Source organism: Streptomyces monomycini (assembly GCF_022271435.1).
GTDB lineage: Bacteria > Actinomycetota > Actinomycetes > Streptomycetales > Streptomycetaceae > Streptomyces > Streptomyces monomycini.
In genome coordinates this window covers 37,158-57,864 of the sequence record NZ_JAFIQY010000047.1, presented here as the reverse complement: position 1 = coordinate 57,864, position 20,707 = coordinate 37,158, and the positions used below count along the sequence as shown (strand labels likewise).

General features: G+C 71.8%; 20 protein-coding genes and 2 tRNA genes. 16 read left to right on the top strand and 6 right to left on the bottom strand.

Annotated features, from left to right (window positions below; translation table 11 throughout):
* Window position 1 precedes the first annotated feature (1 nt).
* Window positions 2–832 carry a GNAT family N-acetyltransferase gene (locus JXZ78_RS34700; protein ID WP_030024213.1) on the top strand — a complete coding sequence of 277 codons (831 nt, stop codon included), beginning with the start codon at window positions 2–4 and terminating at the stop codon, window positions 830–832.
* A 49-nt stretch (window positions 833–881) separates the two neighbouring features.
* On the opposite strand, the gene JXZ78_RS34695 is transcribed toward JXZ78_RS34700, so the two are convergent.
* Window positions 882–1,406 carry a DsbA family protein gene (locus tag JXZ78_RS34695; protein WP_030024211.1) on the bottom strand — a complete coding sequence of 175 codons (525 nt, stop codon included), beginning with the start codon at window positions 1,404–1,406 and terminating at the stop codon, window positions 882–884.
* A gap of 218 nt (window positions 1,407–1,624) precedes the next feature.
* Here JXZ78_RS34695 and JXZ78_RS34690 point away from each other — a divergent pair, with 218 nt between their 5' ends.
* Both JXZ78_RS34690 and JXZ78_RS34685 read left to right on the top strand, forming a co-directional pair.
* Window positions 1,625–2,095, top strand: coding sequence for a hypothetical protein (locus JXZ78_RS34690; protein WP_030024210.1), 471 nt, complete (start codon window positions 1,625–1,627; stop codon window positions 2,093–2,095).
* Window positions 2,096–2,368: 273 nt separating this feature from the next.
* A complete protein-coding gene (locus JXZ78_RS34685) occupies window positions 2,369–2,542 on the top strand; it encodes a hypothetical protein (protein ID WP_167745478.1) in 174 nt (57 codons plus the stop codon).
* 45 nt (window positions 2,543–2,587) lie between these two features.
* Here JXZ78_RS34685 and JXZ78_RS34680 read toward each other — a convergent pair whose 3' ends face one another.
* Window positions 2,588–3,154: a CGNR zinc finger domain-containing protein gene (locus tag JXZ78_RS34680; RefSeq protein ID WP_030024209.1), complete on the bottom strand. Its 567-nt coding sequence runs from the start codon at window positions 3,152–3,154 to the stop codon at window positions 2,588–2,590.
* A gap of 237 nt (window positions 3,155–3,391) precedes the next feature.
* Window positions 3,392–3,805, bottom strand: coding sequence for an SsgA family sporulation/cell division regulator (locus JXZ78_RS34675; protein WP_003987206.1), 414 nt, complete (start codon window positions 3,803–3,805; stop codon window positions 3,392–3,394).
* Between the two features lie 190 nt (window positions 3,806–3,995).
* Between JXZ78_RS34675 and JXZ78_RS34670 the strand changes: the two genes are divergently transcribed.
* From JXZ78_RS34670 to JXZ78_RS34655, 4 genes are all read left to right on the top strand, one after another.
* The gene (locus JXZ78_RS34670; protein WP_030024208.1) at window positions 3,996–4,463 is read left to right on the top strand and encodes a TIGR02611 family protein; all 468 of its coding nucleotides are present in this window, start codon (window positions 3,996–3,998) and stop codon (window positions 4,461–4,463) included.
* 85 nt (window positions 4,464–4,548) lie between these two features.
* A tRNA-Val gene (locus JXZ78_RS34665) sits at window positions 4,549–4,620 on the top strand.
* 86 nt (window positions 4,621–4,706) lie between these two features.
* Window positions 4,707–5,189 (top strand): SRPBCC family protein, encoded by a 483-nt coding sequence (locus JXZ78_RS34660; protein WP_030024206.1) that lies wholly within the window; start codon window positions 4,707–4,709, stop codon window positions 5,187–5,189.
* Window positions 5,190–5,257: 68 nt separating this feature from the next.
* Window positions 5,258–5,329: transfer RNA gene (locus tag JXZ78_RS34655), tRNA-Val, on the top strand.
* Window positions 5,330–5,433: 104 nt separating this feature from the next.
* On the opposite strand, the gene JXZ78_RS34650 is transcribed toward JXZ78_RS34655, so the two are convergent.
* Window positions 5,434–6,159 (bottom strand): exonuclease domain-containing protein, encoded by a 726-nt coding sequence (locus JXZ78_RS34650; RefSeq protein ID WP_030024205.1) that lies wholly within the window; start codon window positions 6,157–6,159, stop codon window positions 5,434–5,436.
* A 187-nt stretch (window positions 6,160–6,346) separates the two neighbouring features.
* On the opposite strand from JXZ78_RS34650, the gene JXZ78_RS34645 reads away from it, so the two are divergent.
* The 6 genes from JXZ78_RS34645 (at window position 6,347) to JXZ78_RS34620 (ending at window position 13,014) form a co-directional block, all read left to right on the top strand.
* Window positions 6,347–6,913 (top strand): DUF4365 domain-containing protein, encoded by a 567-nt coding sequence (locus JXZ78_RS34645; protein ID WP_030024204.1) that lies wholly within the window; start codon window positions 6,347–6,349, stop codon window positions 6,911–6,913.
* Window positions 6,913–8,103 carry a hypothetical protein gene (locus tag JXZ78_RS34640; protein ID WP_033039807.1) on the top strand — a complete coding sequence of 397 codons (1,191 nt, stop codon included), beginning with the start codon at window positions 6,913–6,915 and terminating at the stop codon, window positions 8,101–8,103. Before JXZ78_RS34645 ends, JXZ78_RS34640 begins: the two co-directional genes overlap by 1 nt.
* 178 nt (window positions 8,104–8,281) lie before the next feature.
* Window positions 8,282–10,261 carry a threonine--tRNA ligase gene (gene thrS, locus JXZ78_RS34635; protein ID WP_030024202.1) on the top strand — a complete coding sequence of 660 codons (1,980 nt, stop codon included), beginning with the start codon at window positions 8,282–8,284 and terminating at the stop codon, window positions 10,259–10,261.
* A 75-nt stretch (window positions 10,262–10,336) separates the two neighbouring features.
* Entirely contained in the window at window positions 10,337–10,894 is a 558-nt protein-coding gene (locus JXZ78_RS34630; RefSeq protein ID WP_030024201.1) for an HIT family protein, read from the top strand.
* Between the two features lie 111 nt (window positions 10,895–11,005).
* Window positions 11,006–11,806, top strand: a complete 801-nt coding sequence (locus tag JXZ78_RS34625) for a polysaccharide deacetylase family protein (protein ID WP_208870238.1) — start codon at window positions 11,006–11,008, stop codon at window positions 11,804–11,806.
* A complete protein-coding gene (locus tag JXZ78_RS34620) occupies window positions 11,806–13,014 on the top strand; it encodes a YncE family protein (protein ID WP_030024198.1) in 1,209 nt (402 codons plus the stop codon). The genes JXZ78_RS34625 and JXZ78_RS34620 overlap by 1 nt, the downstream gene beginning before the upstream one ends.
* A 196-nt stretch (window positions 13,015–13,210) precedes the next feature.
* Here the strand turns inward: JXZ78_RS34620 and JXZ78_RS34615 are convergent, their stop codons facing one another.
* Together JXZ78_RS34615 and JXZ78_RS34610 are read right to left on the bottom strand one after the other, a co-directional pair.
* Complete coding sequence (locus tag JXZ78_RS34615; RefSeq protein WP_030024197.1) at window positions 13,211–14,881, bottom strand: AbeC-like domain-containing protein; 1,671 nt, start codon at window positions 14,879–14,881, stop codon at window positions 13,211–13,213.
* 155 nt (window positions 14,882–15,036) lie between these two features.
* Window positions 15,037–17,235, bottom strand: a complete 2,199-nt coding sequence (locus tag JXZ78_RS34610) for an elongation factor G-like protein EF-G2 (RefSeq protein WP_030024196.1) — start codon at window positions 17,233–17,235, stop codon at window positions 15,037–15,039.
* A gap of 220 nt (window positions 17,236–17,455) precedes the next feature.
* Here JXZ78_RS34610 and pgsA point away from each other — a divergent pair, with 220 nt between their 5' ends.
* From pgsA to JXZ78_RS34595, 3 genes are read left to right on the top strand one after another with little or no spacing between them, the layout of a single operon-like run.
* Window positions 17,456–18,169: a phosphatidylinositol phosphate synthase gene (pgsA, locus tag JXZ78_RS34605; RefSeq protein ID WP_371858757.1), complete on the top strand. Its 714-nt coding sequence runs from the start codon at window positions 17,456–17,458 to the stop codon at window positions 18,167–18,169.
* Entirely contained in the window at window positions 18,166–19,197 is a 1,032-nt protein-coding gene (locus JXZ78_RS34600) for a phosphatidylinositol mannoside acyltransferase (protein WP_030024194.1), read from the top strand. Before pgsA ends, JXZ78_RS34600 begins: the two co-directional genes overlap by 4 nt.
* Window positions 19,194–20,354 carry a glycosyltransferase family 4 protein gene (locus JXZ78_RS34595; protein ID WP_030024193.1) on the top strand — a complete coding sequence of 387 codons (1,161 nt, stop codon included), beginning with the start codon at window positions 19,194–19,196 and terminating at the stop codon, window positions 20,352–20,354. Before JXZ78_RS34600 ends, JXZ78_RS34595 begins: the two co-directional genes overlap by 4 nt.
* Window positions 20,355–20,707: the final 353 nt, after the last annotated feature.

Sequence of the window (20,707 nt, the reverse complement as noted above, 5' to 3'; positions counted from 1 at the left end):
CGTGACCACTACGCTGCGCCCCGCCGGCCCCGAAGAACGACGCGACGACGGCGGCCGGGCCCGTACGTACGAAGTCTGCGTCAACAGCCGCCCGGTGGGCCGGATAACTCTGGCCACCGACGCCCTGCTGGGCCTGTCCGCCGGGCGCATCGCGGACCTGCACATCGACGAACGCGACCGGCACCGCGGCCGGGGCACCGTCGCGGCCCTCGCCGCCGAGGAGGTGCTGCGCGGCTGGGGCTGCCGGCGGATCTCGGTGGACGTGCCGGCCGACGGGGAGCCGGCCCTGCGGCTGGCCGCCGCCCTCGGTTACACGGAGCACAGCCGCCGGATGCTCAAGGAGCTGACCTCGCCGCCCGGGCTCCCCGCGGGCAGCACCGTCCGGCCGCTCGGCGCGGAGGAGTACCCGGCCTGGCTGACCGCCGCGGTCAGCACCTACGTCGAGGCGCAGGTGGCCAACGGGATGCCACGCGAGCGCGCGGCGGACAAGGCGGCGCGGGACCACGCGGCGCTGCTCCCGGACGGGCCGGCCAGCCCGTACCAGTCGCTGCGGGTGCTGACCCATGAAGGCACGGACGTCGGGACCGTCTGGACCACGACGTACCACCCGGCCCGGCCCGGCGGCTATGTCATGGACATCCGGGTGGTGCCGGAGCACCGCGGGCGCGGGCACGGCCGTTCGCTCATGCTGATCGCCGAGCGGGAGACCCTCGAAGCGGGCCGCACCGTCCTGGGGCTCAACGTCTACGTGGACAACCCGCGGGCCCGCGGCCTCTACGAGACCCTGGGCTACCGGCCGACCGAGTACTCCCTGCACAAGCTCCTGCTCTGAGAGCGGGCAGCCGGCCCGGCGCGCCGGGCGGGCGGGGCCAGGGGGCGGGTCAGGCCTGCTCGGCCAGCAGCCGGTCGGCGATCTCCGCGATGCGCTCGCGCAGGCCGTCCTGGCTCTTGCCGCCGTCCAGCAGCTCCCCGCCGATCGTGTACGTGGGCGTGCCGGTCACCCCGATCGCCTTGCCCTCCGCCTGGTCCGCGTCGACGGTCAGCAGGTGCCGTCCGTCGATGAGCGCGGTGTCCATCTCCTCCGCGTCCAGGCCCAGTTCACCGGCGACCGTGAGCAGCAGCTGCTCACCCTTGGCGCCCAGCGCCTCCGTACGGGCCAGGACGGCCTCCACGAACGGCCAGCCCTGGCCCTGCTCCATGGCCTCCTCGGCGGCCTGGGCCGCGGCGTAGGCGTGCTTGTGCTTGGCCAGCGGGAAGTGGCGCAGCCGGATGTCCAGCCGGTCCCCGAACCGCTCGCGCAGGGCCCGCAGGTCGTCGAGCGCGGCGGTGCAGTCCGGGCACTGCAGCTCGCACCACACGTCGAGGACGACGGGGCGGGCGGAACCGGAGGTCGTGGCGTCGTTCATGCGCCCAGTCTCCCAGCCCGCGGCAGCCCGGCCGAACCGGTACCCGCGGAGGAGCCGGACCCTTAGATGTCCCTGAGCCTGCTCCGGATCGTGGCACCGGGCGCCCGGGAAGAGGCAGGATGGAGGCAGAGCAGGGCAAGAGGGGCGTCGCGCCGCCGCCTCGCGGAAGCGGGCCGGGCGCGGCGGAGGACGAGAACCGATCGGCAGGAGGACCGGGGATGCTGAGCTCGACCATCTGTACCGTGGTGTCGGTGGCGGGCCTGGGCATCGCCGCGCTGACCGCCTACCGCAAGCGCTTCCTGGCCGCGACCCGGATCGCGGCCGTCTCGCTGGTCCCCGTGGGCCTGGCGATGACCGGCGTGATCGACTGGCTGACCGGGGTGGTCTTCAAGCCCGTGGTCTGGGCGGGCTTCGGGGTGCTGGCCCTCTCCGTGGTCCTGTTCATGATCGCCAGGGTGGCCGAGCGGCACTCCCTCAAGGCCGGCGGCAGCCGCAAGGAGCGGCGCGCCGCGGCCCGGCAGCAGGGCCCGGCGGCGGTGGCGCCGAAGGCGTCCGCACCGTCGCTCGGCGCGGGCGCGCGGGCCGCGCAGCCCGCGGCCCAGGCGCAGGCCAAGGGCCGGAGCAAGGGCGGCGCACCGCAGGAGGACTTCTCCGACATCGAGGCCATCCTCAAGAAGCACGGCATCTGAGCATTGCGCGGCATCGTCCGGAGAAGCGCGGCGGCCGAGTTTCGAAGGGCGGGCCGGCGAAGCCGCCGAGCAGGGCTCCGGGCCGCTGAGCAGGCCGCCGGGCCCGCCGAGAGAGCCTCCGGGGCCGCCGTACGGCAAGCGCCGCGCAGCCCGTGCGGGTGATCCCTCGGACACCGTAGCGATCACGGAAGTGCACGGGATCTGGTGAACTCGCGCCCCTGAGGGGTGATCCGGGCGTTTCCGCCTGATCATCTGCGTCATCATCGGCGCGAGATGAACGACGAGTGCGCCCTTGCCCGGGACCCCGCCGTCACAGCGGCGGACCCCCCGGCCCCCGAACCGCGTGGCTGCCTTTACGCGTTGTCCCAGCCGCCGCTGATGCTCTTCCTCACCTTCATCGCCGTCCTGCTGCTCATCGGCGCCCTGCACGACCTCCTCGTCCTGTGAGGCCGGGCGAGGGGGCGACGGGCGGGGCGGGCCCCGGCCGCACCGTCAGCGGGTGGCTTCGCGGCGGCGCGCCCGGTACGCGGCGACGTGCAGCCGGTTGCCGCACGTACGGCTGTCGCAGTAGCGGCGTGAACGGTTGCGGGACAGGTCCACGAAGGCGAACCGGCAGTCCGGCGCCTCGCAGTGCCGCAGCCGCTCCCGCTCCCCGGCGACCACCAGGAACGCCAGCGCCATGCCGCCGTCCGCTGCCAGGTGCTCGGCGAGCGAGGCGCCCGGCGCGAAGTAGTGCACGTGCCAGTCGTAGCCGTCGTGGTCGGTCAGCCGCGGTGTGGTGCCGGCCGCCGCGACCAGGTCGTTGAGCCGCTCGGCGGCCGTACGGTCGTCCGGCGCCGCGAAGACGTCGGCGAAGCGGGCCCTTGCGGCCCGTACCGAAACCAGGTCACGGTCGCCGAGCGTGCCCACGTCGCTGATCGCGTTCCGCGTGACGAACGCCTGGAGCGCCGCGAGGTCGGTCAGGCTGTCGGTGGCGCCGGGGGCGTCGCCCTCCGGGGCGGTGTTCAACAGGTCGACGACCGCGTCGAGCGCGCACCGGGTGTCGTGGGTGATCATCACGGTTTCGCTCCCTGGCCGGGTGGGGTCGGACGGCGCCGCCCCGGTGTCCTTGCCGAATGGTCGCCGACTCTAGCGCGTCCAACAAGCCTCGGCGCCGTCTCCGCGGTGGGTCCGCGGCGACGGCGCCGGCTCGTGCCGTATGAACTTGTCGGTCCTGTGCCGTCGCCCCGAGTCGGACGGTGCAGGTGTGAGCGGTTCGGTGCGGTGGATGGCTGCGATGGGCTGCTGCGCCGCCTTTCAGTTCTCCGCGAGGATGTGGGAGAGCTCCGTGTCGAGATCGAAGTGCCGGTGCTCCGTACCGGGTGGAACCGCCGCGTCGGTCCTCTTCAGGAACGACTCCAGGGCCCGCGCCGGGGCTTCCAGGAGGGCCTCGCCTTCCGGGGAACTCAGGGCGATGCAGACAACGCCCTGTCCGTGGCTCCGGGACGGCCATACGCGGACGTCTCCGGTGCCCGTGGGCCGGTGCAGGCCCTCGGCGAGGAGGTCGCGGGCGAAGACCCACTCGACGGTTTCCTCGGCTCCGGTGTGGAAGGTCGCGTGCACGGCATAGGGATCCGCCGTGTCGTACCGCAGGCCCGCGGGTACAGGCAGTGACGACTCGCTCGACACAACGAGGCGCAGGTGCAGCTCGCAGCTGACCGTGGTGTTCATAAGCGCCAGGGCCTTTCGCTCAGTGTGCGCTCGGGGATTCGCACGTCGGCGAAATCGACATGCCACCTACGGTGCCGTTGTAAACCCCTCTGAGGGTTTTGGGTGACTTCCGGTACCTCTTACGGCGGAGTTGCCAATCCTCCTCGGCGGCCATTCCGGTGACCGTCATCCGTCGGGTAGGTTGGGCCGCATGAATACGGAGAGTAACGGGGGAGTCGGGATCACCGCCGCGGCGGCGGCCCCGGCCGCGCGAGAGGACGCCGCGGGGGAGACCGCGGACGTGGAACAGCGACTCGGCTCACGGGCGCCGCACTTCATCAAGCGTTCCCGGCCCCTGCATCTGAGCTGGCAAGTCGGCATCTTCGTCGTCGGCCTCGCGGTGGTCGTCGGCGGCATCATCATGCTGCCGCTGCCCGGGCCGGGCTGGCTGGTGATCTTCGCGGGCATGGCGATCTGGGCGACCGAGTTCGTCTGGGCCCAGCTGGTGCTGCGCTGGACCAAGCGCAAGGTCACCGAGGCCACGCAGAAGGCCCTGGACCCGAAGGTGCGGCGCCGGAACATCATCCTGACCGGCGTCGGCGCCGTGATCATCGTGGCCGGCCTGGCCGTGTACCTGTGGAAGTTCGGCTTCGTCATGCCGTGGAACGCGGGTGAGTGACGGACGCGCGGCCGGGTGAGTGCCGCCCGTCCCCGCGGGTGGTCACGACACCCCTCCGACGTGCGGTAATGTTGGCGCTGCGCCCGGGCGATTAGCTCAGCGGGAGAGCGCTTCGTTCACACCGAAGAGGTCACTGGTTCGAACCCAGTATCGCCCACACCGGACGACGGCCCGGAGGTCCCAGACCTCCGGGCCGTCGTCGTTCTCCGGTCCGCGCCGCCGCCGGGACGGCAGACTGGGGCCATGGCCGACTGGCAGCACGTCCTGCACCGGTACCGCTTCCGCAGCGAATGGCGGCTGTCCGCGCCGCCCCCGGTGGTCTTCGCCGTCCTGGAGGACGCAGAAACGTATCCGCAGTGGTGGCCGCAAGTACGTCGGGTGACCCGCGTCGGCGAGCGCAGCGGCACCGCCAGCTTCCGGTCCCTGCTCCCGTACGTCCTCACCGTGACGGCGACCGAGACGCGACGCGACCCGGGCACCGGAGTCCTGGAGATCGCGATGCGCGGCGACCTGGAGGGCTTCGCGCGCTGGACGGTGGGCGCGTCCGACCGCGGGACGTGCGCCGTCTTCGAGCAGGAGGTCGAGGTGCGCAAGCCGTCGTTACGCCGGCTCGCGCTGCCGGGACGGCCGTTCTTCCTCGCCAATCACACGCTGATGATGCGCGCCGGACACCGGGGCCTGGTCTCCAGGCTGCGGGGGACGGGAATGCGTGGGCGGGGAATTTGATGAAAAGGCTCGACGGCCTGTATTGTTCAGGTCGTTCGCGGGGGAAACCCCGGGAGCGGAAAACACCCGGGCGATTAGCTCAGTGGGAGAGCGCTTCGTTCACACCGAAGAGGTCACTGGTTCGAACCCAGTATCGCCCACCGGGACCGAGGGCCGGGCTGCCAGCAGGCAGCCCGGCCCTCGGCGTTGGCGCGCCGGTGCCCGGCAGGGTCCTGCCGTACGCGGGGGTGTCCTACGTCGTCGTTCAGGCGGCGGCCGGCAGGTCCGGGCGCATCGGCCAGTGCGGATCCACCGCCTCCTCCGTGCCGTTACGGGAGAACCACGCTTCCAGGCCGCGCGCCTGCGCGGCGTGCCACACGGCCTGCCGGGTGTGCAGCTGCGCCGGGCTCAGCGACTCCAGCCGCTCCGCGTACCGATGCCCCAGCGCCCGTACGACCTGGAGGGCGGCGAGGGCGTCCGCGGCGGCCTCGTGCGCGCCGGTCAGCTCGACCCCGTACTCCGCGCACAGGTCCGTGAGCGTGCGGCGGCCCTTGCGGTAGCGGTCCAGGTGCTTGTCCAGCACCCGCGGGTCCAGCACGGACAGCGGGTGGGCGCCCAGGTAGTGGGTGAGCGAGGCGGCGCGGTGCCGCCGCAGTTCACGGTCGAGGAGGGTCAGGTCGAACGGCGCGTTCATCACGATGAGCGGCCGCCCGGCGAGCGACTGGTCGGTCAGCGCGCGGGCCATCTCCTCCATGACGGGCGCAGGCCAGCGGCCGTACAGGGCGAGGTGCCCGTCCGTCAGACCGTGCACGGCGGTGGCCGCTTCGGGGACCGGCACACCCGGGTTGATCAGCCACCGGGTGACGCGGGGGACGCTGCGCGGGGTTTCCTGGACGACCAGGGCGGCGGACACGATGCGATCTCGCTCCACGTCGATCCCGGTGGTCTCGGTGTCGAAGGAAGCGAGCGGACCGTCGTACCAGCACGGCATCTTCACAACTCCTCGCGCTCGTGCGGCGGGTGACCCGACGCGGCCACCCGACCAGGTGATACCCGAGGGTTCCGGTTGTCGAACCGTCCTGGTTTGTTGACCACTTGGGACGGACAAGAACACCACGACGGGCCGTCGCCACGATGACGGCCCCTTCGAACGACCCGGCCCGGAAGGCACTTGAGCGATGACGCTCGCGCAGCCCGATCCCGGGGGACTGGTGCCCGCGTGCACGGCTTCGCTGCGCGGCGCGCTCGCCACCACGGCCTGTATGGAGACGCTCCAGGTGGGCTATCTTCACGCGGTGGCCGCCGCGTCGGGCTGCTCGCTGGCCCAGCCCTTCCCGGACAACGGCATCGACTGGCACGTCAGCCACGGCGCGCCCGGCCATGCCGTCGACGACGAAGTGACCATCAAGGTGCAGTTGAAGTGCACGTACCAGGTCGGCCCCCGGCCGCCCGGCACGAGCTTCGCCTTCACCCTGGACAACGCCCATCTGGTGAAGCTCGCGCGGACGCCCGTGGCGGTGCACAAGATCCTGGTCGTGATGCTGGTGCCGCGGACCCAGGAGGACTGGCTGCGGGCGGACCACGACCGGCTCGAACTGCGGCACAGCTGCTACTGGATCAACCTGGCCGGCCATGAGGTGACCGGGCGGCGCAGGACCAACGTGCGGATCCCGACCACGCGGATCTTCGACGACCGCGCACTCTGCGAGATCATGACGCGGGTCGGGGCGGGAGGGAGACCCTGATGCACCGGCCGACCGACGAGTACGCGTTCCGGCTTCCGGACCCGGCACAGCTGGATCCGGCGGTGCTCGGCGCCCTGCTGGCCCGGCACGGCTGGCGGCGGCGGGGAGGCGCCGCCGGCCACTACGCCCGCTGGACGCCGCCCGGCGGAGCCGCCGGGGGCACCAGTCTGCTCGTACCGCAGACCCGGACGTTCCCGGACAGCACCGACCTGATCGCGGAGGCGCTGGCCGCCCTCGCGCACAGCGCCGCGCCGTCGGCGCGCGAGGTTTTGGCGGCGCTCGCGGTGCCCAGCGACGAGGTGCGCTGGGAGCGCGAGGTCCCGGAGGACGGCATCGGCGGCACCCCGTGGGTCGCGCAGGAGCAGCTGCGGACGGCGGCCCGCTCGATGCTGATGGCCGGTGCGCTCGGCACGTACGGGAGGGCGGGCTTCTACGGCGCCCGGCACAAGCGCAAGGCCGAAGCCTTCATGACGGACGTGCTGGTCGGGCCCGCGCCGGCCGGGCGGCGGCTGACCGCGTACGTGCCGGTGGCGGCGGGCCGCGCGGCCGTCGCCGGGCTCCAGCGCGCGCTGCACGCGACCCGCGACGCCACCGACTACCAGCGGGCGACCGGCGGCATGGAGGCGTTCGACGCCGCCGTGGAGCTGGGGGTGTGCCATGAGCTGGCGGAAGCGCTGATCTCGCTGGTGCGGGACGCGGAAGGGGTACGGATCTCGGTGGAGTGGTCGCCGGGGGCGGGCCCGCCCCCGGGCTTCGCCGCCCGGCCCGAACCGGTCGAGTTCTCCCCCGGCGATCTGCCCGCGCTCCAGCAGGCCGCCCAGCGCTACGTCCGCGACGAGCCGTCCCTGCCGGTGCGGGTCACCGGCGCGGTGGTGCGGCTGCGGCGCGAGCGCCCCGGCGGCCCCGGCGTGGTGCGGCTGCGGGTGCTGTCCGGGGCCGATGTGCTCCAGGTACGGGTCGCGCTGGACGAGGAGGACTACCGGATCGCCGGGCACGCCCATCTGGTCGGCCTGCCGATCCGGGTCAGCGGGCGGCTGGAGAGCCGGGGCGGTTTCCGCCGCATCACGGGGGCGTCGGACGTCACGCCCGTCCAGGTGGACGAGGCGGAGCGCGATCGGCTGCTGAAGTCGCTCCAGGAGAATCTGGACTTTTTCGAGGAGGCGTGCGGGGGGCCGTTGCCGGGGGAGTGACCGGCGGGCGGGCGCACGGCCGGACGGGTTCCGGCCGTGCGCCCGCCGCTGCCCGCGGGGCCGGGGGAGCGGGCGCGTCGCCGGGATCGCCGTAACCGTTTCGCGAGGAAGACCGGTCGCTCGGTACGATTCGCCTGCGCAGCAAACGCTGACGTGCCCGAGAAGTCAGGAGAGACCGGTGTCAGACGTCCGTGTGACCATCCAACGCGATTCCGAGCGGGAAGAACGCGTGGTGACCACGGGCACTACGGCCGCCGACCTCTTCCAGGGCGAGCGCTCCGTCGTCGCCGCCCGCGTCGCCGGGCAGCTCAGGGACCTGGCGTACGAGCCGGCCGACGGCGACGAGGTCGAGCCCGTCGACATCGCCAGCGAGGACGGCCTGAACATCCTGCGGCACTCCACCGCGCACGTGATGGCGCAGGCCGTGCAGGAGCTGTTCCCGGACGCGAAGCTGGGCATCGGCCCGCCCGTCAAGGACGGCTTCTACTACGACTTCGACGTCGAGACCCCGTTCACCCCCGAGGACCTCAAGCGCATCGAGAAGAAGATGCAGGAGATCCAGAAGCGCGGGCAGAAGTTCGCCCGGCGCGTGGTGAGCGACGACGACGCCCGCGCGGAGCTGGCCGGCGAGCCGTACAAGCTGGAGCTGATCGGCCTCAAGGGCTCCGCCGCGGAGGCCGCCGAGGGCGCGTCCGCCGAGGTCGGCGCCGGCGAGCTGACCATCTACGACAACCTCGACGCCAAGAGCGGCGACCTGTGCTGGAAGGACCTGTGCCGCGGCCCGCACCTGCCCAGCACCCGGGTCATCCCGGCCTTCAAGCTGATGCGCTCGGCCGCCGCGTACTGGCGCGGCAGCGAGAAGAACAAGCAGCTCCAGCGCATCTACGGCACCGCGTGGCCGACCAAGGACGAGCTGAAGGCGTACCTGGAGTTCCTCGCCGAGGCCGAGAAGCGCGACCACCGCAAGCTGGGCGCTGAGCTGGACCTGTTCTCCATCCCGGAGGACATCGGTTCGGGTCTGGCGGTCTTCCACCCCAAGGGCGGCATCATCCGCCGGGTCATGGAGGACTACTCGCGGCGGCGTCACGAGGAGGCGGACTACGAGTTCGTCTACACCCCGCACGCCACCAAGGGGAAGCTCTTCGAGAAGTCGGGGCACCTGGACTGGTACGCCGACGGCATGTACCCGCCCATGCAGCTCGACGAGGGCGTGGACTACTACCTCAAGCCCATGAACTGCCCGATGCACAACCTGGTCTTCGACGCGCGCGGCCGCTCGTACCGCGAACTGCCGCTGCGTCTGTTCGAGTTCGGGACCGTGTACCGGTACGAGAAGTCCGGTGTGGTGCACGGCCTGACCCGCGCCCGCGGCTTCACCCAGGACGACGCGCACATCTACTGCACCAAGGAGCAGATGGCGGACGAGCTGGACGCCACGCTCACCTTCGTCCTGGACCTGCTGCGCGACTACGGCCTGACCGACTTCTACCTGGAGCTGTCCACCAAGGACCCGGAGAAGTTCGTCGGCTCGGACGAGGTCTGGGAAGAGGCCACCGAGACGCTGCGCAAGGTCGCCGAGAAGCAGGGCCTGCCGCTGGTCCCGGACCCGGGCGGCGCCGCGTTCTACGGTCCGAAGATTTCGGTGCAGACCAAGGACGCCATCGGCCGCACCTGGCAGATGTCGACCGTCCAGCTGGACTTCAACCTGCCGGAGCGCTTCGACCTGGAGTACACCGCGCCGGACGGCTCCAAGCAGCGCCCGGTGATGATCCACCGAGCCCTCTTCGGCTCCATCGAGCGGTTCTTCGCGGTGCTGCTGGAGCACTACGCGGGCGCGTTCCCGGTCTGGCTGGCCCCCGTGCAGGCGACCGGCATCCCGATCGGCGACGACCACGTCCCGTACCTCCAGGAGTTCGCGGCCGAGGCCAAGAAGAAGGGCCTCCGGGTCGAGGTGGACGCCTCCTCGGACCGGATGCAGAAGAAGATTAGGAACGCGCAGCGCAGCAAGGTGCCGTACATGATCATCGCGGGTGACGAGGACGTGGCCAACGGCGCGGTGTCCTTCCGCTACCGCGACGGGTCGCAGAAGAACGGCATCCCGAAGGCGCAGGCGATCGCCGAGATCCTGGACGCGGTGGAGCGCCGGGTCCAGGTGTGAGGTCCCGGCTCTGAGTGAGGGGCGGTCCCGGAGCCCGGGGCCGCCCCTCGCCGCATGCCCGCGCGACCGGGGAATATGCTGGCCCGCATGACGAGTGAGCCGGAGCAGCAGATCGGAGTCGGGACACAGGACGCCTTCCAGCGACTGTGGACGCCCCACCGGATGGCGTACATCCAGGGGGAGAACAAACCGTCCGGACCGGGCGCCGAGGACGGCTGCCCCTTCTGCACGATTCCGGCCAAGTCGGACGAGGACGGGCTGGTGATCGCCCGCGGCGAGCACGTGTACGCGGTGCTCAACCTCTACCCGTACAACGGCGGCCACCTGATGTCGGTCCCGTACCGCCACGTGGCCGACTACACCGAGCTGGACCGGGCCGAGACCCTGGAGCTGGCCGAGTTCACCAAGCGGGCGATGACCACGCTGCGCGCCGCCTCCGGCGCCCACGGCTTCAACATCGGCCTCAACCAGGGTGCCGTGGCCGGCGCCGGTATCGCCGCCCACCTGCACCAGCACGTCGTACCGCGCTGGGGCGGCGACACCAACTTCATGCCCGTCGTGGGCCAGACGAAGGTGCTGCCGCAGCTGCTGGCCGACACCCGCAAGATGCTGGCCGACGCCTGGCCGCAGTAGCCCGAACGTCGCAGCGACGGCCGGGACACGCGCTGCGATAAATCCGACAAAGCGACAAATGCGGACGGGTTGCCCTCTAATGGTGAGGTGACTTCCCTGCCTCGTCGCTCCGTGCTGCGCACCGCCACGGCCGCGGCCGCCGGTGCGCTCGCGCCGGGGTGCGCGACAGCTCGTACGGACACCGCGTCCGTACGGGCCTCCGGCTCCCCGCCACCGGGCGGGACCGGCCCACCGGGCCCCGGGGCGCACCCCTCGGGGACGGCCGCCTCGGGCGCCGCCCGGAGGGCCCGCCCGCCGACCCGCGCGCCCGGCCTGCCCGTACAGATCCAGCACGGCCCGCAGCGCGGCGACGCGGTCGCCCTCACCTTCCACGGCCAGGGCGACGCGAAGACGGCCACCGCGCTCCTCGGCGAGGCCGAGCGGGCCGGCGCCCGGGTGACCGTACTGGCCGTCGGCAGCTGGCTCGACGAGCAGCCGCTGATGGCCCGCCGCATCCTCGACGGCGGCCACGAACTGGGCAATCACACCCAGCGCCACCTCGACATCTGCGCCCTCCCGGCGGACGAGGCGTACGCCGAGATCAGCGGGTGCGCCGAACGGCTGCGGAGACTGACCGGCACGATCGGCAGCTGGTTCCGCCCCTCCCGTACGCAGTACGCCACCGCCCTGGTGACCCGGCTGGCCCGTAAGGCCGGCTATCCGCACGTCCTCTCCTACGACGTCGACTCCCTCGACGCGGACGACCCCGGCGCCCCCGCCGTCCAGCGCACCGTGCTGGACCGGGCCCGCGCGGGGTCCATCGTGAGCCTCCACCTCGGGCACGCCGGCACGGTTGCCGCGCTGCCCCCGATCCTCGACGGCCTGCACCGGCGCGGACTGCGCGCGGTGACGACAACGGAGCTTGTGACCTGATGGCTGACCGGACCCCCACCCAAGATCGGAAACGTCCCCGTACCGGCCGGCGGGCCGCGCTGCTGGCCGTCGCCTGCGCACTGACGGCGGCGGGGTGCGGCGGCGGCAGCGGGCCGGAGGCCGACGGCAGCAGCCCCGGGGCGTCGACCCCGGCCTCGCCCGCGCAGGCCGCCAAGTCGCTGCTGCCGGGCATGCCGCCGCCGCTGGACGAGCACGACGTGTACGCGGCCGACCGCCCGAACAAGCTCGCACCGCAGGTCAAGAACTTCCCCTCGCGCGTGTACGTGCCCAACACCGGCTCCGACACGGTCAGCGTCATCGACCCCAAGACGTACAAGGTCATCGAGACCATCCCGGTCGGCGTGCAGCCGCAGCACGTCGTCCCGTCGTGGGACATGAAGACGCTGTGGGTGAACAACAACCGCGGCCACGACCTGACGCCGATCGACCCGGCGACCGGCAGGTCCGGCCGGCCGGTGGACGTGCACGACCCGTACAACCTCTACTTCACGCCGAACGGCAAGTACGCCGTCGTGATGGCCTCCATGGACAAGGAGCTGGTCTTCCGGGACCCGAAGACGATGGAGGTGCGCAAGACCGTCCCGGTCAGCTGCGCGGGCGTCAACCACGCGGACTTCTCGGTGGACGGGAAGTACTTCATCGTCTCCTGCGAGTTCTCCGGTGAACTGCTGAAGGTCGACACCGAGCGGATGAAGGTCGTCGGACAGCAGAAACTGCCGTTCCGGGGCGCCATGCCGCAGGACGTGAAGATGTCACCGGACGGGAAGACCTGGTACGTCGCGGACATGATGGCCGACGGCATGTGGGTGCTGGACGGCGACACGTTCGAACAGCCGAAGCTGATGCCCACCGGCAAGGGCACCCACGGCCTCTACGTCAGCCGCGACTCCCGGAAGATGTACATCTCCAACCGGGGTGAGGGCTCCGTGTCCCTGCTCGACTTCAAGAGCGGCAAGCTCGTGGACAAGTGGCACATCCCCGGCGGCGGCAGCCCCGACATGGGCGGGGTGTCCGCCGACGGCAACGTGCTGTGGCTGTCCGGCCGCTACAACTCCGAGGTCTACGCGATGGACACCAGGACCGGGAAGACCCTCGCCAAGATCCCGGTGGGTGAGGGGCCGCACGGCCTGGCGGTCTACCCGCAGCCGGGGCGGTACTCGCTGGGGCATACGGGGATCTTCCGGTAGCGGGTTCCACGGCCGGCGGGCCCGGCGAGACCGCGGGCCTGCCTACGGCCCGGCGCCACTCCGACAAAAGATCACGCCGCGACGGTGCGCGGCCGCGACGGTGCGGGCCCGACGGCATTCACGAGCGCCCCGATCCGGGATTTCCGGCCGCCAGGCCGGTGGTCCAGGGCCTTCGGCCGACCGCCGCGACGAGCGGCTACGCGTTGTACTCGTCGGCCTTCCGCGGCTCCGCGGCCTGCACCTGGCCGCTCAGCACCAGCGAACGGCTGTCGAAGCGCGAGATGTCCACACCGTTGTCCTTCAGCACGCTCAGGGCGGCGGAGTGCACCACGCGCAGCACCGGGGTCGCCGCCCGCAGCGCGTCGTCGGCCATGAAGCGGTGCCGCCACGGCTTGTCGGCCCAGGCGTGCCGCAGGCCGAACGGCTCCGGCAGGGTCAGCTTCCCGCCCAGGAACTCCAGGAAGCCGGGGAACCACGTCAGCGGGGCGCGGGCGGCGAGCCGCACCACCTCGCTCGCGTCGACCAGCGGCAGGCTCACGGACTTGGTCTCCCAGAACTTCACCGTCTTGGAGACGCTCTTGCTCTTCGGCGCGGGCTTGGAGGTGAACAGCGGGTTCACCGGACCGAGGGCGTGGCCGGTGACCTCCACCCGCAGCGTCTCGTGCAGCACGGTGACCGTGATCAGCAGGGTTATCACCAGCTGGCCGTCCCACAGCACGAACTGCACGCCGAGGTAGTGCCGGCTGCCGCTGCCGAACTGCTGCTCGTTGCAGATCCGCTCTATCTCGTGGTGGCGGACCTGGAACGCCTCCACCTCGGTGCCCTCGGGACGGGAGACGGAACCGGCCTTCTCGCCGACCGGCACCACGACCCAGTGACGTACGGAGGGGGCGTCCTTGAAGCCGCCGGTGTGCAGTGGACTGCGCTCCAGCAGACGCAGCCGGTCGTGGATGACACGGATCACGTCGTAGCTGCGGAAGGGGTTGATCTCGCCGCCCTCGACGGCGGGGCGCAGCTCCTCGGCCATCTGCCAGCTGCCCCAGCGGGTGCCCATGCCGAGTATGCCGTTGGGGCCCGCGTAGAAGGCGACGTTGCTGTGCTGTTCGGCGGTGAGCTTCGCCAGGCTCTGGCGCATCTGCTCGGCGGCGGTCTCGTTCGGGTCCTTGGGCACCGCCTCGGGGATCTTGGCGCCCACACCACCGCCTTCGAGCAGACCCTTCCACGCCTCCCGCAGGTCTTTCGCGGTGGCCTCACTGATCCGCTTCGCCCACCACCAGCCGATCACCGGCACCACCACCATGGCGCGCAGATACACCGACCAGAAACCGGTGAACGGCAGCTTCACCAGGAAGAGCACCGCGATGGCGCCGACGGCGAGCATCAGCGCCACACCGAGCGCCGAGGTGCCGGTGCCCTGCGCCCTCGACAGCAGCTTCTTGAGCTGGAACGCGCCCAGCCACAGCAGCACGCCGGGCAGGAAGAGCAGCCCGAAACCCAGCATCAGAACGGTCAGCTTCACATCGCGGATCTTGCGGATGCGGATGGCCGCCAGACAGTGCTCGACGACCGTCTGCGGTTCGATGCCGAAGGACTGGATGAGCGCGCCGCGGGCACCGCCGAGCATCCGCAGCTGGAGCGCGCGGGAGAACGCCTCGCCCAGATTCGGCTCGAACAGGGAGAGTTTGGGTGGCTTGATCGTCGACTTCGCGGTGGCGGAGTCGGCCTTGGAGATGTCGGCGAGCGGATTGTCCCGGTACGCCGCCGAGGCCAACGCCTGGGTGGCCGCGGTCTGTCCGGCACCGCCGGACAACGGGACCTGCGCCCCGGGACTGAAGTCGAAGCCGTCTGCTGCCACTACCGCCCCCATCGCCCGCACGCATTCGCTGCTGCGGCCTTCTTCCCAACTACCGTCGGTCGCACACCTTCTGAGCTGCGGTCACAGCGTACCGCCGCCGTCCACCCCGGAGGTGCCGAGGCGGACGGCCGACGACGTGACGTGCGGCGGAGCCGGTGTGCGGGCTCTCACGAGCCGTTCTCCTCCTGTTCGCGGAGCTTCGCGGCGAGCTGCGGCGGCATCGGCTCGTGCCGCGTGTAGGACCGGTGGAAACGGCCGGTGCCGTGCGAGAGGGAGCGCAGGTCCACGGCGTACCGGCTGATCTCGATCTCCGGCACCTCGGCCCGTACGAGCGTGCGTCCGTGCCCGGCCTGATCGGTGCCCACCACCCGGCCGCGCCGCCCGGACAGATCGCTCATCACCGCCCCGACGAAATCGTCCGGAACCAGTACGGTCACCTCGGCCACCGGCTCCAGCAGATGGATACGGGCGTCCCCGGCGGCCTCGCGCAGCGCCAGCGAACCCGCCGTCTGGAACGCGGCGTCGGAGGAGTCCACCGAGTGCGCCTTGCCGTCCAGCAGCGTGACCCGGATGTCGACCAGCGGATACCCGGCCGCGACACCGCGCGCCGCCTGCGCCCGTACGCCCTTCTCCACGGACGGGATGAACTGCCGGGGCACCGCGCCGCCCACGACCTTGTCCACGAACTCGATACCGCTGCCGCCGGGCAGCGGCTCCACCTCGATCTCGCAGATCGCGTACTGGCCGTGCCCGCCGGACTGCTTCACATGCCGCCCGCGTCCGGCCGCCTTGCCGCCGAAGGTCTCCCGCAGCGAGACCTTGTACGGCACGGTGTCGACCTGCACGCCGTACCGGGACCGCAGCCGCTCCAGGGCCACGTCGACGTGCGCCTCGCCCAGGCACCACAGCACCACCTGGTGGGTGCCCTGATTGTGCTCCAGGCGCATCGTCGGATCCTCGGCGACCAGCCGGGACAGGCCCTGGGAGAGCTTGTCCTCGTCCGCCTTGCTGTGCGCCTGGATGGCCACCGGCAGCAGCGGGTCCGGCATCGTCCACGGCTCCATCAGGAGCGGCGCGTCCTTGTCGGAAAGTGTGTCTCCGGTCTCGGCGCGGGTCAGCTTCGCCACACAGGCCAGATCGCCGGCGATCGCCTGCGACAGGGAGCGCTGGACCTTGCCGAACGGGGCGGACAGGGCGCCGATCCGCTCGTCCACGTCGTGGTCCTCGTGGCCGCGGTCCTCCAGGCCGTGCCCGGACACGTGCACCGTCTCGTCCGGACGCAGCGTGCCCGAGAAGACCCGGACCAGCGAGAGCCGGCCGACGTACGGGTCGGAGGAGGTCTTGACCACCTCGGCGACCAGCGGGCCCGCCGGATCGCAGGTCAGCGGCGGACGCGGCTTGCCGTCGGGGGTGGTGACGGCGGGCGCCTCGCGTTCGGCGGGGGTGGGGAAGCCGCGGGCGATCAGATCCAGCAGCTCGACGGTGCCGAGACCCTGCCGGGCGCCCTCCGCGGCCGGAGCGGCGGCCAGCACCGGGTGGAAGGTGCCGCGGGCCACCGCCGTCTCCAGGTCGCCGACGAGCGTCTTCACGTCGATGTCCTCGCCCGCGAGGTAGCGGTCCATGAGGGACTCGTCCTCGCTCTCGGCGATGATGCCCTCGATCAGCCGGTTGCGGGCCTCCTCGATCAGCGGCAGCTCGTCGGCCTCCGGCGCGCGCTCGACGCGTTCGCCGGAGGAGTAGTCGAAGACCCGCTGGGTGAGCAGGCCGATCAGGCCGTGCACCGGCGCGTGGCCGTCGGCGCCCGCCGTGCCGTACAGCGGCAGGTACAGGGGGAGGACGGCGTCGGGGTCGTCGCCGCCCAGGGCAGCGCCGCACAGCCGCGTCATCTGGTCGAAGTCGGCGCGCGCCGCCTCCAGGTGCGTGATGACCAGCGCGCGCGGCATTCGGACCGCGGCGCACTCGTCCCAGACCATACGGGTCGCGCCGTCCACGCCGTCCGCCGCCGAAACGACGAAGAGGGCCGCGTCCGCTGCCCGCAGACCGGCCCTCAGCTCTCCGACGAAGTCGGCGTACCCGGGTGTGTCCAATACGTTGATCTTGATTCCGCCGTAGTCGACGGGAACCAGGGAGAGCTGCACCGACCGCTGCTGCCGGTGTTCGATCTCGTCGTAGTCCGACAGGCAGCCGCCGTCCTCGACCCGGCCCGCCCGGTTGACCGCGCCGGTCGCCAGCGCCAGCGCCTCCACCAGCGTCGTCTTCCCCGCACCACTGTGGCCGACCAGCACCACATTCCTCAGGGACGTGGGCCGGCCGGCCGATGTCGCCCTGCCGGCGGCTCCCGGATGTGTCCTCGTCTTCTCGCCCATGTGTCTCGCCTCCCGGTCGACACTTTGCGGTGGTTCGAGCTTTCCACCCTGGTCATGGCACGTCCATACATCGCACAAGGGACGATCAGGGATCTTGCGGTCCGCCCCGCCGGCGCGGGCCCGCGACGCTGTGACAGCTGCTGCGCGCACGTCTTGGCCGGTCACAGGTCGTGCCCCGGGCCGTGGTGCGTTCGCGGTACGCGGGTGCCGCCTGGCTACGATGGGCCAGCCGGTGGCCCCATTGACCGCGCGGCCCGTATCGACCTCCGGGAAGGCCATGCTGAACACGTACGCGCGTGCTTTCTTCACGCGTGTCCTCACGCCATTCGCCGCCCTGCTCATCCGTCTCGGGGTCAGCCCGGACGCGGTCACCCTCGTCGGCACGGGGGGTGTGGTGGCGGGTGCCCTGGTCTTCTTCCCGCTCGGCGAGTTCTTCTGGGGCACGATCGTCATCACGCTGTTCGTGTTCTCGGACCTGGTGGACGGCAACATGGCCCGGCAACTGGGCCGCTCCAGCCGCTGGGGGGCCTTCCTCGACTCCACGCTCGACCGGGTCGCCGACTCGGCGATCTTCGGCGGGCTGGCGCTCTGGTACGCCGGGGCCGGCGACAGCCTCTGGCTCTGCGCGGTGGCGATCTTCTGCCTGGCCAGCGGCCAGGTGGTCTCGTACACCAAGGCCAGGGGCGAGAGCATCGGGCTGCCGGTGAACGTCAACGGACTGGTGGAACGGGCCGAGCGGCTCGTCATCACGCTGGTCGCCGCCGGCCTCGCCGGACTGCACGCCTTCGGCGTCCCCGGTGTCCAGTACCTGCTGCCGGTCGCCCTGTGGGTGGTCGCCGTCGGCAGCGCGGTCACCCTCGCCCAGCGCGTGGTGACCGTACGCCGGGAGTCCGCCGAGGCCGACGCCGTCGCACAAGGGGGGAACAGCGCGTGAAGCGCCCGACCATCGACCGCGAGAAGCTGACCGACGGGGCGTACGCCCTGGGGTGGAGCGCGGTGAAGAGACTGCCCGAACCGGCCGCGAAGGCCCTGGGACGCCGGATCGCCGACGCGGTCTGGAAACGCCGCGGCAAGGGGGTCCTGCGCCTGGAGACCAACCTCGCGCGCGTCGTCCCGGACGCCACGCCGCAGCGCCTCGCGCAGCTGTCCCGGGCCGGGATGCGGTCCTACCTGCGCTACTGGATGGAATCCTTCCGGCTGCCCGCCTGGAGCAAGGAGCGCATAAGGGGCGGCTTCGCGCCGGCCGACGTGCACCACCTGGAAGAGGGCCTCAAGAGCGGCCGCGGCGTGGTCCTCGCCCTGCCGCACATGGGCAACTACGACCTCGCGGGCGCCTGGGTCACCACCAAACTGGGCGTGCCCTTCACCACCGTCGCCGAACGCCTCAAGCCCGAATCGCTCTACGACCGGTTCGTCGCCTACCGCGAGGGCCTGGGCATGGAGGTGCTGCCGCACACCGGCGGCGCCGCGTTCGGCATCCTCGCCCGGCGGCTGCGGGCCGGCGGCCTGGTCTGCCTCGTCGCCGACCGGGACCTGTCCGCCTCCGGCATCGAGGTGAAATTCTTCGGCGAGGCGGCCAAGATGCCGGCCGGGCCCGCGATGCTCGCGGTGCAGACCGGGGCGATGCTCCTGCCGGTCACCCTGTGGTACGACGAAAGCTCCGTCATGCGCGGGCGGGTGCACCCGGAAATCGAGGTGCCGCAGACCGGCACCCGCGCCGAGAAGGCCGCCACGATGACGCAGGAGATGGCCGACGCCTTCGCCTCCGGCATCGCCGACCACCCGGAGGACTGGCACATGCTGCAACGTCTGTGGCTCGGTGACCTGGAACCACGGGGGGCGGAGCGCCCGGGGGGCGCGGAGGTGGTGGGTGCCGATGGGGCGGGTACCGACGGCGCGCCTACCGATGGCGCGCGTGTCGATGGGGCGCGCGCCGACGCCCGGCGGACGGAGCGGTCTTGAGGATCGGCATCGTCTGCCCGTACTCGTGGGACGTCCCGGGCGGCGTCCAGTTCCACGTCCGCGACCTCGCCGAGCACCTGATCCGGCTGGGCCATGAGGTGTCCGTACTCGCACCGGCGGACGACGAGACACCACTGCCGGCGTACGTCGTCTCCGCCGGACGTGCCGTCCCCGTGCCGTACAACGGTTCGGTTGCCCGGCTCAACTTCGGCTTCCTGTCGGCGGCCCGCGTCCGCCGCTGGCTGCACGACGGCGCCTTCGACGTCATCCACATCCACGAACCCGGCACCCCGTCCGTCGGGCTGCTCGCCTGCTGGGCGGCGCAGGGCCCGATCGTGGCGACCTTCCACACCTCCAACCCGCGCTCCCGCGTCATGATCGCGGCGTACCCGATCCTGCAGCCCGCGCTGGAGAAGATCAGCGCACGGATCGCGGTCAGCGAGTACGCCCGGCGCACCCTGGTCGAACACCTCGGCGGGGACGCGGTCGTCATCCCCAACGGCGTCGACGTCGACTTCTTCGCCGACGCCGCGCCGAAGGAGGAGTGGCAGGGCCGGACGATCGGCTTCATAGGCCGCATCGACGAACCCCGCAAGGGTCTGCCCGTCCTGATGCGGGCCCTGCCGGACATCCTCGCCGCCGTACCCGACGCCCGGCTCCTGGTCGCGGGCCGCGGCGACGAGGAGGAAGCCGTCGCGGAACTGCCCGCCGACCTGCGCTCGCGGGTGGAGTTCCTCGGCATGGTCAGCGACGAGGACAAGGCGAGGCTGCTGCGCAGCGTGGATCTGTACGTCGCGCCCAACACCGGTGGTGAGTCGTTCGGCATCATCCTCGTCGAGGCGATGTCCGCCGGGGCGCCGGTCCTGGCCAGCGACCTCGACGCGTTCGCCCAGGTGCTGGACCAGGGCGAGGCGGGCGAGCTCTTCGCCAACGAGGACGCGGAGGCGCTCGCCGCTGCGGCTGTACGCCTCCTGGGTGACCCCGAGCGGCTTGCGGAGCTGCGGGAACGTGGCAGCCGGCATGTGCGGCGGTTCGACTGGTCGACGGTCGGGGCGGACATTCTCGCCGTGTACGAGACGGTTACCGCGGGGGCGGCGATGGTGGCTACGGATGAGCGGACGGGGTTGCGGGCGCGGTGGGGGTTGGCGCGGGACTGAATCGCGCTGCGCGCTCGGTTTTCGGATATGGCGCGCCCCGGCGGCGGGGGTCTTTCGCGCTTCGCGCGGGGGTTGTGCTGACGCACGGCTCGCATTGCTTGGGTGGTGGGGGCGGGGGCGCGCAGGGGGCCAACTCCTCGGCACCGTGTACGTCGCCCAGGGTTGGTTGGTGAACGAGGGCTCCCGGCTGCCTGCGGGGATGGCCCCCTACGCGCCCCCTCCGGCCGGTTCGGCGAGGCTGGGTCGGTGGGGGGAGTTTTTCGATCACCCGGGTGCCCGCCCTCCTGGGGGTGAGGCGCACGGGGTGGATGGCGGTAAGGCGGCTGTGCTGGCCTGGCCGTATGCCATGGGCT

Bases quoted from the DNA above. Each gene is read 5' to 3' on its own strand.
- JXZ78_RS34695 (WP_030024211.1), bottom strand. From the start codon at position 1,406: ATGAACGACGCCACGACCTCCGGTTCCGCCCGCCCCGTCGTCCTCGAC.
- JXZ78_RS34690 (WP_030024210.1), top strand. From the start codon at position 1,625: ATGCTGAGCTCGACCATCTGTACCGTGGTGTCGGTGGCGGGCCTGGGC.
- JXZ78_RS34685 (WP_167745478.1), top strand. From the start codon at position 2,369: ATGAACGACGAGTGCGCCCTTGCCCGGGACCCCGCCGTCACAGCGGCG.
- JXZ78_RS34675 (WP_003987206.1), bottom strand. From the start codon at position 3,805: ATGAACACCACGGTCAGCTGCGAGCTGCACCTGCGCCTCGTTGTGTCG.
- JXZ78_RS34670 (WP_030024208.1), top strand. From the start codon at position 3,996: ATGAATACGGAGAGTAACGGGGGAGTCGGGATCACCGCCGCGGCGGCG.
- JXZ78_RS34660 (WP_030024206.1), top strand. From the start codon at position 4,707: ATGGCCGACTGGCAGCACGTCCTGCACCGGTACCGCTTCCGCAGCGAA.
- JXZ78_RS34650 (WP_030024205.1), bottom strand. From the start codon at position 6,159: ATGCCGTGCTGGTACGACGGTCCGCTCGCTTCCTTCGACACCGAGACC.
- JXZ78_RS34645 (WP_030024204.1), top strand. From the start codon at position 6,347: ATGACGCTCGCGCAGCCCGATCCCGGGGGACTGGTGCCCGCGTGCACG.
- JXZ78_RS34640 (WP_033039807.1), top strand. From the start codon at position 6,913: ATGCACCGGCCGACCGACGAGTACGCGTTCCGGCTTCCGGACCCGGCA.
- JXZ78_RS34630 (WP_030024201.1), top strand. From the start codon at position 10,337: ATGCTGGCCCGCATGACGAGTGAGCCGGAGCAGCAGATCGGAGTCGGG.
- JXZ78_RS34620 (WP_030024198.1), top strand. From the start codon at position 11,806: ATGGCTGACCGGACCCCCACCCAAGATCGGAAACGTCCCCGTACCGGC.
- JXZ78_RS34615 (WP_030024197.1), bottom strand. From the start codon at position 14,881: ATGGGGGCGGTAGTGGCAGCAGACGGCTTCGACTTCAGTCCCGGGGCG.
- JXZ78_RS34610 (WP_030024196.1), bottom strand. From the start codon at position 17,235: ATGGGCGAGAAGACGAGGACACATCCGGGAGCCGCCGGCAGGGCGACA.
- pgsA (WP_371858757.1), top strand. From the start codon at position 17,456: ATGGGCCAGCCGGTGGCCCCATTGACCGCGCGGCCCGTATCGACCTCC.